Genomic DNA, 12,919 nt, shown 5'->3' with positions numbered 1-12,919 from the left:
GGTGTCGTCCCTCCGAGCCGCACCCCACCCCATTTCCCACAACGCACCCATCCTCGCGCGTTTCCCCCGCCAAGTCTTGCTTTTCGAGTCTTTCGCCATCCGTCACCGGATCGGCCGCGGCCTTATCCGGCGGCGTTGGCGACCCAGTTCTCGTCGTTGACGTCGACCTTCTTGCCGTCGATGAAGACCGACGGGGTGGCGGCGCGATCGCCGAGGGCGGCGGTAAGCGACTTCATGGCCGCTTCGGCGTGATTGCGGGCGGTGTCAATGCCATCGGCCTTGGTGATGCAGGAGACCGCCTCATCGGACGCGCCGAATTCCTTTGCCAGGGCTGCCAGTTGCTGGTTGTCCAGGTCGGAGCCGCGCTCCTCCGGCTGCTTGGCCGTGAACAGCTGGTCGTGGAACTTCGCGAAGACCGGGCCGTTCCCGGCCTGCGCCACGCATTCGAAGGCGGCGATGGCGCGCGTGGAGTAGTCCTTGCTGCCGGACTGCGGGTCGAGGAAGTTCACCATGCGGTACCGCACCGCGAACTTGCCCTCGTCCAGCTGCTGCGCGATCTCCTGCCCGTAGATGCGCTCCATCTGCCCGCAAGCGGGGCAGAGCGGGTCCTCGTAGATGTCAATGGTTTTGGTGATGCCGGGCTTGCCGAGCACGATGCCGCCGTCGGAGTCCATGGCCACGGATACCGCGGCATCGCGCACCGGCCCGTAGCCGTCATTGCGGATCTCGTCGCCGCCGCCGCGATTCCACTGGAACACCGCGAATACGATCACCGCGACCACCACGACGGCCAGGCCGCCCAGGGCGTAGGTGGTCTTGCTGGAGACCGGCTGCGGGGTGTGCTTCGAAGTCGGGTTGCTCACACCGCCCACTCTGCCCGAACCGGTCCGGACCGCGCCTGCCGGGGGCTAGGTCCGGGCGACCGCGACGGGTTCCTTGCGCGGCAGCGTTTCCGGCACGAACAGCCACACGGCCGAGGCCGATGCCAGAACGAGGCCCGTGACGCCGAGCGCCACACCGTAGGACACATTGTCGGCGAGCAGGCCGATCAGGTACGGGCCGAGGAAGGTGCCCAGGTCGGCGGACATCTGGTAGCCGGCCAGGACCGGGCCGCCCCGGGTACGCGGGCCGACGATATCGGCGACCGAGGCTTGCAGGGTCGGCGAGAACATGCCGGAACCGACACCGGCGATGGCGGACGCGATCAGGAACCACACCAGGTTGGGCGCCAGCCCCAGGCCCGCGGTGCCGACAGCACAGATCAGCGTGCCGGAGATGAGGAAGGGCTTGCGGCCCAGCCGATCCGAGAGGCGCCCGGACAGGAACAGCACCGCCGCATTGCCGATGGCGAAAACGGTCAGCGCCACGCCCGCGACCTTGGCGTCCTGTTTCAGCACCTCCACCACGACCAGCGGCACCAGCGCCATGCGCACGCCGAAAACCGCCGCGCCATTGCCGAAGTTGGCCCACAATGCGGCCCGATAGGCGGGCCGCGTCAGCCCGTCCCGGAAGGTCATGACGGGCGCGCCGTCGGCCGATTCGGGCGCGACCAGGGGTGAATCCTTCAGCGCCACATACACGATCAGGCTGGCGATGAGCAGCGCCACACAGTAGATGAGGAACGGCGCGCGCAGCCCGAAACCAGCCAGCGCACCGCCGACCAGCGGGCCGAGGATGGATCCGATGAGGAAGCTGGTCGAGTACACCCCGGACACCCGCCCGCGCTCCAACGGCGGCGACATGCGGATCACCAGCGCCAGCGAGGACACCGTGAACATGGTGGACCCGATACCGCCCAGCGACCGCAGCACCAGCAGTTGCCAATACGTCTGGGCAAACGCACACGCGCCGGTGGAGACCGCGACAATGATCAATCCGGTGAGATAGACCGGCCGCTCCCCCAGCTTCTGCATCAACCGCCCGCTCATGGGCGCGAACAGCAGCCGCATCAGGGCGAAGGCGCTGACGATGAACGAGGCGGCCGCCACGCCCACACCGAAACTGCGGGCGAACTGCGGCAGCGCGGGCGCGACGAGACCGAAGCCGATGGCGATCGTGAAGGCCGACCCCACCAGCACCCAGATCTCGACCGGCAGGGCCTTGGATCTACTCACCGGACAGGGCCCGTCCCACCATTTCCTCCGCGGCCGCCTGCACCTGGGTCAGGTGCTCGCGACCTTGGAACGATTCCGCGTAGATCTTGTACTTGTCCTCGGTCCCGGACGGGCGGGCGGCGAACCAGGCGTTCTCGGTGGTCACCTTCACCCCACCGAGCGCGGCGCCATTGCCCCGGGCGCGGGTCTGAATGCCGGTAATGGGTTCCCCGGCGATCTCCGTCGCGGTAATCATGTCCGGCGTCAACGCCGCGAGCCGGGCTTTCTGTTCCGCGGTGGCAGTCGCGTCGACCCGGTTGTAGGCGGGCGAGCCGTAGCGCTTCTCCAGTTCGGCATAGCGGGTGGAGGGGCTCTGCCCGGTGACGGCGGTGATCTCCGCGGCCAGCAGGGCGAGCAGGATGCCGTCCTTGTCGGTGGTCCACACGGTGCCGTCCATGCGCAGGAAGGAGGCGCCGGCGGACTCCTCGCCGCCGAAAGCCAGACTGCCGCTGAACAATCCGGGCACGAACCATTTGAACCCGACCGGCACCTCGTACACGTCGCGGCCGAGCACGCCGACCACGCGATCGATCATGGACGAGGTCACCACCGTCTTGCCGATCTTGGTGAGCGCGTCCCAGCCCATCCGGTTGGCGATCAGGTACTCGATGGCGACCGCCAGATAATGGTTCGGATTCATCAGCCCCGCATCGGGAGTCACGATGCCGTGCCGGTCCGCGTCCGCGTCGTTGCCGGTGGAGATGTCGTAATCGTCGCGAATCGCGACCAGCGACGCCATGGCGTAGCGCGAGCTCGGATCCATCCGGATCCGCCCGTCGCTGTCGAGGGTCATGAACCGCCAGGTCGGATCGACGAACGGATTCACCACCTCGAGCTCGAGGTCGTAGCGCTGCCCGATCTCCTCCCAGTAGTCCACGCTGGCCCCGCCCATGGGGTCCGCGCCCAGCCGAATCCCGGCGCCGCGAATGGCATCCAGGTTCAGCACATTGGGTAGGTCGCCGATGTATTTGTCCAGATAGTCGTAGCGCTCCACCTTGGTGGCGAGGGCGTGCGCCAGGCTGGTGCGCCGCACCTCGGCCAACCCGCCGCGCAGCAGCTCGTTGGCGCGCGCGGCAATGGCGTCGGTGGCGACGGTGTCGGCCGGACCGCCGTGCGGCGGATTGTATTTGAAGCCGCCGTCGCGGGGCGGATTGTGCGAGGGCGTGACCACGATGCCGTCGGCCTGATGCCGGGTGCCGCCCCGATTGTGGCGCAGCACGGCATGGCTCAAAGCCGGTGTGGGCGTGTACCTGTCGCGCGAGTCGATAATGGCGGTGACGTCATTGGCGGCGAGCACCTCGAGGGCCGTGGTCCAGGCCGGCTCGGACAGCGCGTGGGTATCCCGCGCCAGATACACCGGCCCGGTGATGCCGCGGGTGGCGCGATACTCCACGATCGCCTGCGTGATGGCGAGAATGTGGGATTCGTTGAAGGCGCAGTCCAGGCTCGATCCGCGATGCCCGGAGGTGCCGAAGGACACCAGCTGCGCCGGATCCGACGGATCCGGAATCCGGCTGTAGTAGGCCGTGACAAGGTGCGCGATGTCCTCGAGGTCCGTGGCGCGTGCCGGCCGCCCGGCTCGATCGTGCGCCATGCTCGCGCCTCCCTTCCGTATCGCCTGTGCCCGGCTGGTCATCAGGATCACGGCCACACCCACTGCCCGAACGAGGCACCGAGACAGGCCGCGGCCAGACTTGCCGCAATGCCGATCACGATGTTCGCCACCGCATAGCTGTAAGCGCCCTCCTCGGCCAATCGAACCGTTTCGTATCCGAACGTACTGAACGTGGTCAGCGCCCCGCAGAACCCGGTTCCGGCGGTCGCGAGCAGCCAATGGTTTGCTCCCGCACCGATCAACAGGCCGAGCAGGGCCGAACCGGTCACGTTCACCACCAGTGTGCCCAGTGGGAAGACACTATCGAATCGACGGGCCACCGCGCGATCCACCAGATAACGGGTCGGCGCCCCGACCATTCCGCCGACGATCACCAGCACCGCCGTCACCGCCGCACCTCATTCATCGCCTGCCCCCAATCGTCGTGCCGTGCGTACTGCCCACCGCGTCGCGCCCAGCCCGAGCACGACCGCTCCCAGCGAAATCATCACCGTCCCCCCGAGGTAGCCGAATGCGGTAGCCATTCGGCCCGATTCGAGCAGTCTACGAACTTCGACGGCGTACGTGGAGAAGGTGGTGAAGCCGCCCAGCACGCCCACGCCCAGAAACGGCCGCACCAGCCGGTGCGCGGACCGGAACTCGGTGATGACGGCCATGAGCACGCCGATGGCCAGACAGCCGATCGCATTGACCGCCAAGGTCTGCCACGGAATCCCGCCGGCCTCGGGCACGACCAGGCTGGTGCCGTAGCGCAGCAGCGCGCCGATGCCGCCGCCCAGGGCGATGACCGCGAGCATCAGCCCGTCGACCTCGCGCGTTCTCGCTGCCACCACCCTCCCTTCAAGATTGCTAAATAGTTGCTGTTCGGCGTGTTGCTGAGGGCGAAGAGCACCCGGGAACTGCGAGGATAGTGCCGCTTGCCCAGAGTTGTCCCATCGGCCTCGAGGAGCCAAGTTGGCGGTCCGGCAGGGAATCAGAAGGATGCTGGTCCAGAGCCTGAGTACCGCGGCGATACTGCTGACCGCACTGGCGGGCGCACCACCCGCCCACGGCGCCGTGTACCCGATCGGAGATCCGGACGGGTTCTATTACGCCCCACCGAATATCGGGGACTTCGCACCCGGCGACATCGTCCGCTCCCGCCTCGTGCCCGCGCACGGATTCGCCGGTGCGACGGTGTGGCAGCTGGGCTTTCGCTCCAACGACTCGCACGACGGCCCGATCATGGCCGTCACCACCCTGATCGTGCCCGGGGGCGGCGGGCCGCGGCCGCTGGTCTCGTATCAGCCGTTCGTGAATTCCCTGGGGATGCAATGCGCCCCGTCGCACGCCCTGTTCGACGGCGGGCTCAAGGAATCGGCCGCGCTGAACCTGCTGCTGATGCGCGGCTGGGCCATCGCCGTGCCCGATCATCTCGGCCCGACCAGCGCCTACGGGGCGGCCCGGCTGGGCGGCCAGATCACCCTCGACGGCATTCGCGCCGCCAAGCGCTTCCCGCCGACGGGACTGGGTGATTCGCCGGTCGGCCTGGCCGGGTACTCCGGCGGCGCGATGGCCACCGGCTTCGCCGCGGTACTGGCCCCCGATTACGCGCCCGAGCTCCCCATTGTCGGTGTGGCGCAAGGCGGTGTGCCGGTCAATCCCGGCAAGATCGCCATCGCCAACGGCAATGCCCCGCATCCGCTGTTCGGACTCGGCTTCGCGCTGGGCATCGGCATGGAACGGGAGTATCCGAGCGAAATATCCATGGACCAGTCGCTCACCCCGGCGGGCTTCGCGCTGCGCGACCGGATCGCCAATTCCTGTGTGGACGACATCATCTCGGCCGGGGCCAACAAGACCCTGAGCGAGGTCTTCTACCCGGGCCGGGAAACCGATCCGACGCTGTACCGGATCTTCCACGAGAACGCGCTGGAGATCTATCCGGGCGTCCCGCGCGCGCCCCTCTACCAGTGGCACGGCAGCAATGACCAGGTGCCGCTGGATCTCGCCCTCGGCACCGCCGGCCGCTACTGCGCCGCCGGGACTCCGGTGCTCTTCGAGATCATTCCGGGCGCGGACCACGGCACCGCCATCTTCCCCGGAGCGGCGAACGCCATCGGCTACCTGTCCGATCGCTTCGCGGGCCTGGCGCCACCGTCCAACTGCTGACAGCCGCGGCTGTTCTCACCCCTCCATGGCTACGGCCCCACTCACCTTGGTGAGTGGGGCCGTTTCCATCTGCGTCGCAGGCGCGAATCTCAGTGCGCCAGCACCGGTTCGCCCTCGGCGGGCACCGGGGCCTTGTTCGGCATGATGAATCCGGTGATCACCGCACCCGCCACGAAGATCGCGGCCGCCCACCAGAATGTGGTGGTGTAGCTCTCCACCGCGGCCTCCGCCAGCACCGCCGGCGACGGCGGGACGTGTTCGCCCACATAGTCGTTGAAGGCGGTGGCGGCGAGCGTGCTCAGCAGCGCGGTGCCGATGGAGCCGCCGACCTGCTGGCTGGTGTTGACCATGGCAGAGGCCACGCCGGCGTCATCGTGGTGCACGCCCGAGGTGGCGCCGATGAAGGCGGTGGACATGGCGGTGCCGAGGCCGATGCCCATCAGGATGAGGCTGGGCAGGATATGGGTCGCATACGCGGTGTCCACGCCGATCTGCGTCAGCAGCGCCATTCCCAGTGCGGAGACCAGGAATCCGGCCACCACCGTCACGCGCGGCCCGACCTTGGGCACCAGCAGCGACGGCACCGTGGTCGAGGACGCCACCATGCCCGCCACCATGGGCAGGAAGGCCACGCCGGTGATGATCGGCGAGTACGCCAGCTGCTGCTGCATGTAGTAGGTCAGGAACAGGAACATGGCGAACATGCCGATGCCGATGGCGAACACGGTGATGTAGGACGCGCCGCGGGTGCGGTCCAGCACCACGCGCATGGGCAGCAGCGGATGCGCGACCCGCCGTTCGATGGCCACGAACGCCGCCAGCAGCGCCGTGCCGCCGATCAGGAAGGCGAGGGTGACCGAGTTGGTCCAGCCGTCGGATTCGGCGTGCGAGAAGCCGTAGACGATGGCGAACAGCGCGGCGGTCACGGTGATGGTGCCCGGGATATCCAGCCGCGGCCGTTCGGTGGTCACATGCTTGGCCAGCAGCATGACCGCGCCGACCAGCGCGACGGCGGCGAAGACCAGGTTCACGTACATGACCCAGCGCCAGGAGGCCCATTCGGTGAGCGCGCCGCCGAGCAGCAGCCCGAGCGCGCCGCCGGCGCCGGCGATGGCGCCGAAGATGCCGAAGGCCTTGGCGCGTTCGGCCGGTTCGGTGAAGGTCACGGTGAGCAGCGACAGCGCCGCGGGCGCCAGCAGCGCGCCGAACACGCCCTGCGCCACGCGCGCGCCGACCAGCACCTCGAAGTTGGCCGCGGCGCCGCCGACCGCCGAGGCGACCGCGAAGCCGACCAGGCCGGCGATGAAGGTATTGCGGCGGCCGAACAGGTCGGAGAGCCGTCCGCCGAGCAACAGCAGGCTGCCGAAGGCGAGGGCGTATCCGGTGATGACCCACTGCCGGTCGGCATTGGAGAACCCGAGATCCAGCTGCGCCTCGGGCAGCGCGATATTCACGACGGTCGCGTCCAGCACGACCATGAGCTGGGCCACGCCGAGCACGGCCAGCACCCACCATCTGAGGGCGTGGGAGCCACGCCGCCCGGTCGCGGCCGGAGCGGCCACGTCTTTCTCCAGAGCTGTCGTCATTGGTTTCCTCGTCCCCTATACTTAACGGAGAACCGATCTCCGCTTACGGTCTGAAGTTACCACCTAAACGGAGATATGGCCTCCGGTTAATCCCGCCGCCTGTTAGGATTGGGCTGTGAATCACGTCACTACCGCGCCCCCACCTCGGCGTTTGCGCGCCGATGCCGCTCGCAATCAGCAGCGGATCATTGCTGCCGCGCGCGAGCTATTCGCCGATCGCGGCCTCGAGGTCACCCTCGACGATGTGGCCGAACGGGCCGGCGTCGGCGTGGGAACCGTCTACCGCCGGTTCGCGAACAAGCAGGAGCTCATCTCCGAGGTCTTCGACCAGATGGTTACCGAACTCGGCGAGGCGATCGATTCCGCACTGGCGCATACCGATCCGTGGGAGGGCCTGGTCGAGCTGTTCGAACACGCCTGCCGGCACATGGCCGCCAATCGCGGCTTCAGTGAGGTCATGCTCGAAATGCACGACAGCATGGAACGTTTCGCGTGCATGAAGGACCGCATCCGCCCCGGCTTCCAGGCCGTCATCACCCGCGCCCAGGAGGCGGGAGCGCTGCAGCCCGATATCGAGACCGGCGACTTCTTCGCCATGGTCAATATGGTCGACGCGGTCGCGGGTTTCGCGCGCCCGGTCAATTCCGAGGTCTGGAAGCGCTATGTACCCCTGGTGCTCAATGGCGTCCGCGGCGACGGCATCCCGCGCCTGCCGATGACCCAGCGAGCGCTCACGGACGAAGAGGTCGAGGGCGCCAAGGCGGCCATGTACGCGTGCCGCAAACGGTAGCGCTCCTCACACTGGCGGTTTAAAGTTGGTCGCATGACCAACTCTTGGGTGAACTGGGCCGGAGATCAGAGCTGTACTCCGGCGTCCATCGCCGCACCGGGCTCGCCCGAGGAAGTCGCCGCCGTGCTCGCCCAGGCCGAAGCGGCCGGCCACACCGTCCGCGTCGCCGGATCCGGACACTCCTTCACCGAGACCGTGCTCACCGACGGCACGCTCCTGCGGCTGAACAAGCTCGACAAGATCCTCTCGGTGGATCGCGCGACCGGACTGGTCCGCGCCGAAGCCGGCATCACCCTCAATGCCGCCAGCCATGCGCTGCACCCCATGGGCCTGGCCTTCCCCAACCTCGGCGATATCGACGTGCAGTCCATCGCGGGCGCCACCGCGACCGGCACCCACGGCACCGGCGCGAAACTGCAGAACCTCTCCGCCGCACTGCAATCGGTGGAGCTCATGCTGGCCGACGGCAGCCGGGTGGAACTCAACGAGCAGACCGATCCGGACGGCTGGCGGGCCGCGCGGGTGAATGTGGGCGCACTCGGCGTGGTCACCGCCGTCACCATGCAGATGGTCCCGTCCTTCGTGCTCGAAGGCGTGGAACGGCCGGTTCCGGTCGAGGAGGTGCTCGCCGATCTCGACACCTACGTCGACGGCAACGAGCACTTCGAGTTCTATATGTTCGCGCACAGCCCCCTTGCCATGACCAAGGCCAACAATGCCGTCGACCTGCCGGAACAGCCGCGCGGCAAGGCCGTGGACTGGTTCTCCGACATCCTGGTCACCAACTACGCCTTCGACGCGCTGTGCCGCCTGACCCGCCGCCGCCCGAGCCTCATCCCCTACGTGCAGCGCGGCGCGGCCTACGCCGGCAGCTACCGGCGGCAGGTGGAGCGCTCCTACAAGGTGTTCGCCAGCCCGCGCCTGTTCCGCTTCACCGAAATGGAATACGCCGTCCCCCGCGAGCATTCGGCCGACGCCATTCGCGAGATCAAGGACGTCGCGAAGCATTTCGACACCGCCATGCCGATCGAGGTGCGCTGGGTCGCGCCCGATGACGCCTTCCTCTCCCCCGCCGGCGGCCGCGACACCTGCTACATCGCGGTGCACCAGTACCAGGGCATGGAATACGAGGCCTACTTCCGCGCCTGCGAGCGGGTCTTCGACCGCTACGACGGCCGCCCGCACTGGGGCAAACGGCACTTCCAGACCGCCGAGACGCTGCGCGGCCGGTACCCGGAATGGGAGAAGTTCGCCGAGGTCCGCCGCCGCTTCGACCCGAAGGGCCGGTTCACCAACGCCTACATCGAACGGGTGCTCGGACCGGTGGGGTGACGCCGGCCGTGTGCGTGATGTGACTCGAGCGACTAGTATCGGTTGCTGAAAGATCGCTGTACCTGCAGTCCTGTTCGTCGAAGTACCCCGTCATGCACCCCCGGACCCCCGGGAGTGACACACCTAGGGAGGTTTCGATGTCTCTGAAGGACAAGGCCAAGGAAATGGCCGACAAGGCCAAGCAGCAGGCCCAGCAGATGGGCCAGAAGATCGATAACGAGGCCGACGAATTCGAATCGAAATTCCACGACGCCACCCAGGACGCCAAGAACCGGATGCAGAACGCCGGCCAGGACATGCGGAACATGGCCGACGACACCATGCAGAAGGCCAAGGACAAGTTCGGCGGCGGCGCGAAGTAGGGAACCGACCATGCCGACGAATGACAACGCCTCGCCCGATATCAGCGGCACCGCCAATGACCTGGCCGCCCAGGCTCAGGCCGCCGCCGGGCAACTCGCCGAGAAGGCCAGCGGCGCCGCCGCCGAACTAGCGGACCGGGCCAGCACCGCGGCCGCCGATCTCGCCGATATGGCGAAGGCGTTCGCCGACAAGCTGAACACCGACGATATGCAAGGCACGCTCGAACAGGTCCGGGCGAATCTGGAACATGCCGCCCAGGACGTCATGGCGGCGGTCAACGAGATCGTCAATGCCATGAAGGACAAGGTCAGCGGAAAGTAGCCGCAACAACCCCGATTCCGGTCCAACGGCCGCGGCCCGGAGTCGGGGTTGCCGCATGTCGGCCCCCAACCACAGAGGACTGCAGGTGAGCGCACCGAACAGCACACCCTCCGGCACGACTCCGGTGCACCATCGGGCGGCGGTGGCGCCCAGGGTGTTCTGGCCCGCGGCGATCGTGGTGCTGGCATTCACGGTGTACGCCATCGTGTTCCGGGGTCTCGCCGCTCGGCAGGCGAAAGCATTGCAGGACAATGTGATCGGCGGCTTCGGGTGGTACTACATCGTGCTGGTGACGCTGTTCGTGGTGTTCGCCATCTGGCTGGGGCTGAGCCGGTTCGGCGGCATCACCCTCGGCGAGGACGGGGAGCGGCCGCAATACTCCATGGGCGCATGGCTTTCCATGCTGTTCGCGGCGGGCATGGGTATCGGGCTGGTGTTCTGGGGCGTGGCCGAACCGCTGTTCCACTACGAGGATCCGCGCCCCGGCGTCGGGGAGACGCCCGCGCAGCGCGCGGATGCCGCCATGGTGCAGACCTTCCTGCACTGGGGCGTGCACCCGTGGGCGATCTATGTGGTGGTGGGTTTGGCCATCGCGTACTCGATCCACCGCAAGGGGCGGCCGGTGTCGATCCGATGGTCGCTGGAACCGCTTGTCGGGGATCGGATTCGGGGCTGGCGCGGTGATGTCATCGATATCGTGGCCGTCATCGGCACCGTATTCGGCGTGGCCACCTCGCTGGGGCTGGGCGTCCTGCAGATCTCGGCGGGCCTGAATTTCCAAGGCTGGCTGGACGAACCGGGAAAGGGCCTGCAGGTGGTGCTGATCATCGCGGTGACCGCGCTGGCGACCGTCTCGGTGGCGACCGGCGTGGACAAGGGCATCAAGCTGCTGTCCCAGGCGAATATGGGCGTGGCCGGGCTGGTGCTGCTCTATGTGCTGATCGCGGGCCCGACGCTGTTCATCGTCAACGACCTGGTGCAGAACATCGGCACCTATATCCAGCAGCTGCCGAAGATCAGCCTCTACACCGGCGCGACCGAGGGGCCGACGGGCACCAGCTGGACCAACCAGTGGACGGTCTTCTACTGGGGCTGGTGGATTTCCTGGGCCCCGTTCGTGGGCGTGTTCATCGCGCGCATCTCGCGCGGGCGGACGGTGCGCGAATTCGTGGCCGGGGTGCTGCTGGTGCCGACCGTGCTCACCTTCGTCTGGTTCGCGGTCTTCGGCGGCGCGGGCCTGCACCGCGAAATGTTCGGCGGCGGCGGACTTGTCGGCCCGGACGGGCCCGACCGCGACAGCGCCCTGTTCGCCCTGCTCGACACCCTGCCCGGCGGTTCCATTACCGCCGGTCTCGCGATTCTGGTGATCGTGCTGTTCTTCGTCACCTCCGCCGATTCCGGCGCGCTGGTGGTGAACATGCTGTCCTCCGGCGGCAATCCGGAGCCGCCCACCTGGAGCCGCGCCTTCTGGACCTGTGCGCAGGGCGCGGTGGCCATTGCGCTGCTGGTCGCCAGCGGCACCGGGACCCAGGCGCTGACCACGCTGCAGACGGTGGCGATTCTCATCGCACTGCCCTTCAGTGTGGTGATGCTCGCAATGTGCGCCGCGCTGGTTCGCACGTTCCGAGCCGAGCGCGGCTAACCCTTAGACTTCGGCGCGAACATTTCTGAGTCGTCTTCGGATTGGATTTTTCAGCGTCATGCTCAAGGGTTTCAAAGACTTCCTGATGAGGGGCAATGTCGTCGACTTGGCTATTGCCGTTGTCGTCGGTGCAGCGTTCACTGCGATCGTCACCTCGATCACCAAGGGTTTGCTCGAACCGCTGCTCGCGGTGCTCGGCGGGAATGCCGAGTTCGGCCTGGGTTTTCAGATCCTGGCGGATAAGCCGGCCACGTTCGTGGCCATCGGGCCGATCATCAGCGCCTGCATCAACTTCGTGGCTGTAGCTGCGGTGCTGTACTTCGTGCTCATCGTGCCGATGAACCACTTGAAGGCGCGGCTGTCCAAGCCGACCGAGGTCAAGGCCGACCCGACCGAGCTGGAGCTGCTCACCGAGATCCGCGATCTGCTGGCCCGGCAGGCGAGCGCCGGCGGTGTGAGCGCGAGCGAGCTGCTCGACGCCGACGGCGGCAACGGCCTGCGCAAATAGTCCCCGGCCGGGCCCGCCCGGAACGCCGCGCTCCGCGCAATCGGGGCTATCGTGCTAGCCAGAGCTGTTGCTGACCGATAGCCACCGCGCCCGAGGAGTCGCCATGCCCGACGCCAGCCGAAGTGGTCACCGCTCGCGATCGGCGGAGTCCGACGCGCCCGCCGGTCACCGCCCGCGTGGCCGCTGGGCCATGCTGGCAGTGCTGTGCGCCAGCCTGCTGCTGGTGGCCATGGACGCGACCATCCTCAATGTGGCGCTGCCGTCGCTCATCGACGATATGTCGCCCAGCCCCATGGAACAGCTGTGGATCGTCGACCTCTACGGGCTGGTGCTCGGCGGCCTGCTCATCACCTGCGGCGCGATCGGCGACCGGTACGGGCGCAAGCGGCTGTTCATCGCCGGGTTCGTCTTGTTCGGCCTGGCCTCGGTGGTCGCCGCCACCGCGCAGACGCCGTGGC

Annotated in this window: 14 protein-coding genes; 8 read left to right on the top strand and 6 right to left on the bottom strand. The window is 67.6% G+C overall.

The features are described from left to right. Nucleotides 1-122: 122 nt before the first annotated feature. The 5 genes from ACFVIV_RS38985 to crcB (ACFVIV_RS38965) are packed head-to-tail and all read right to left on the bottom strand — an operon-like array spanning nt 123 to nt 4,598. Complete coding sequence (locus ACFVIV_RS38985) at nt 123-863, bottom strand: DsbA family protein (protein ID WP_379205336.1); 741 nt, start codon at nt 861-863, stop codon at nt 123-125. 45 nt (nt 864-908) lie between these two features. Further along, complete coding sequence (locus ACFVIV_RS38980; RefSeq protein ID WP_379205334.1) at nt 909-2,114, bottom strand: MFS transporter; 1,206 nt, start codon at nt 2,112-2,114, stop codon at nt 909-911. After that, a complete protein-coding gene (pgm, locus tag ACFVIV_RS38975) occupies nt 2,107-3,747 on the bottom strand; it encodes a phosphoglucomutase (alpha-D-glucose-1,6-bisphosphate-dependent) (protein WP_379205332.1) in 1,641 nt (546 codons plus the stop codon). The genes ACFVIV_RS38980 and pgm overlap by 8 nt, the downstream gene beginning before the upstream one ends. A gap of 47 nt (nt 3,748-3,794) precedes the next feature. Next, a complete protein-coding gene (gene crcB, locus ACFVIV_RS38970) occupies nt 3,795-4,157 on the bottom strand; it encodes a fluoride efflux transporter CrcB (RefSeq protein WP_379205330.1) in 363 nt (120 codons plus the stop codon). A 9-nt stretch (nt 4,158-4,166) separates the two neighbouring features. Further along, on the bottom strand, nt 4,167-4,598 hold the full coding sequence (gene crcB / locus ACFVIV_RS38965; protein ID WP_379205329.1) for a fluoride efflux transporter CrcB: 432 nt from the start codon (nt 4,596-4,598) through the stop codon (nt 4,167-4,169). A gap of 142 nt (nt 4,599-4,740) precedes the next feature. Between crcB (ACFVIV_RS38965) and ACFVIV_RS38960 the strand changes: the two genes are divergently transcribed. After that, nucleotides 4,741-5,919: a lipase family protein gene (locus tag ACFVIV_RS38960; protein WP_379205337.1), complete on the top strand. Its 1,179-nt coding sequence runs from the start codon at nt 4,741-4,743 to the stop codon at nt 5,917-5,919. 89 nt (nt 5,920-6,008) lie between these two features. Here ACFVIV_RS38960 and ACFVIV_RS38955 read toward each other — a convergent pair whose 3' ends face one another. Next, a complete protein-coding gene (locus ACFVIV_RS38955; protein ID WP_379205327.1) occupies nt 6,009-7,505 on the bottom strand; it encodes an MFS transporter in 1,497 nt (498 codons plus the stop codon). A gap of 115 nt (nt 7,506-7,620) precedes the next feature. Between ACFVIV_RS38955 and ACFVIV_RS38950 the strand changes: the two genes are divergently transcribed. From ACFVIV_RS38950 to ACFVIV_RS38920, 7 genes are all read left to right on the top strand, one after another. Then, a complete protein-coding gene (locus ACFVIV_RS38950) occupies nt 7,621-8,295 on the top strand; it encodes a TetR/AcrR family transcriptional regulator (protein WP_379205325.1) in 675 nt (224 codons plus the stop codon). A gap of 33 nt (nt 8,296-8,328) precedes the next feature. Then, on the top strand, nt 8,329-9,627 hold the full coding sequence (locus ACFVIV_RS38945; protein ID WP_379205323.1) for a D-arabinono-1,4-lactone oxidase: 1,299 nt from the start codon (nt 8,329-8,331) through the stop codon (nt 9,625-9,627). A gap of 137 nt (nt 9,628-9,764) precedes the next feature. Next, on the top strand, nt 9,765-9,989 hold the full coding sequence (locus tag ACFVIV_RS38940) for a hypothetical protein (protein ID WP_379205321.1): 225 nt from the start codon (nt 9,765-9,767) through the stop codon (nt 9,987-9,989). 10 nt (nt 9,990-9,999) lie between these two features. Beyond that, a complete protein-coding gene (locus tag ACFVIV_RS38935; protein WP_379205320.1) occupies nt 10,000-10,311 on the top strand; it encodes a hypothetical protein in 312 nt (103 codons plus the stop codon). 85 nt (nt 10,312-10,396) lie between these two features. After that, a complete protein-coding gene (locus ACFVIV_RS38930; RefSeq protein WP_379205318.1) occupies nt 10,397-11,953 on the top strand; it encodes a BCCT family transporter in 1,557 nt (518 codons plus the stop codon). Between the two features lie 58 nt (nt 11,954-12,011). After that, nucleotides 12,012-12,461 (top strand): large conductance mechanosensitive channel protein MscL, encoded by a 450-nt coding sequence (mscL, locus tag ACFVIV_RS38925; RefSeq protein ID WP_379205316.1) that lies wholly within the window; start codon nt 12,012-12,014, stop codon nt 12,459-12,461. A 103-nt stretch (nt 12,462-12,564) separates the two neighbouring features. Further along, nucleotides 12,565-12,919: MFS transporter (locus ACFVIV_RS38920; protein ID WP_379205314.1), on the top strand; the 355-nt coding region annotated here is incomplete at its 3' end.

The organism is Nocardia sp. NPDC127526, from assembly GCF_042672265.1.
Classification (GTDB): domain Bacteria; phylum Actinomycetota; class Actinomycetes; order Mycobacteriales; family Mycobacteriaceae; genus Nocardia.
This window is presented reverse-complemented; position numbering and strand designations above follow the sequence as displayed.

Excerpts from the sequence above, each read along its gene's own strand:
- ACFVIV_RS38940 (WP_379205321.1), top strand. The coding sequence starts at position 9,765 with ATGTCTCTGAAGGACAAGGCCAAGGAAATGGCCGACAAGGCCAAGCAG.
- ACFVIV_RS38945 (WP_379205323.1), top strand. The coding sequence starts at position 8,329 with ATGACCAACTCTTGGGTGAACTGGGCCGGAGATCAGAGCTGTACTCCG.
- ACFVIV_RS38955 (WP_379205327.1), bottom strand. The coding sequence starts at position 7,505 with ATGACGACAGCTCTGGAGAAAGACGTGGCCGCTCCGGCCGCGACCGGG.
- pgm (WP_379205332.1), bottom strand. The coding sequence starts at position 3,747 with ATGGCGCACGATCGAGCCGGGCGGCCGGCACGCGCCACGGACCTCGAG.
- ACFVIV_RS38935 (WP_379205320.1), top strand. The coding sequence starts at position 10,000 with ATGCCGACGAATGACAACGCCTCGCCCGATATCAGCGGCACCGCCAAT.
- mscL (WP_379205316.1), top strand. The coding sequence starts at position 12,012 with ATGCTCAAGGGTTTCAAAGACTTCCTGATGAGGGGCAATGTCGTCGAC.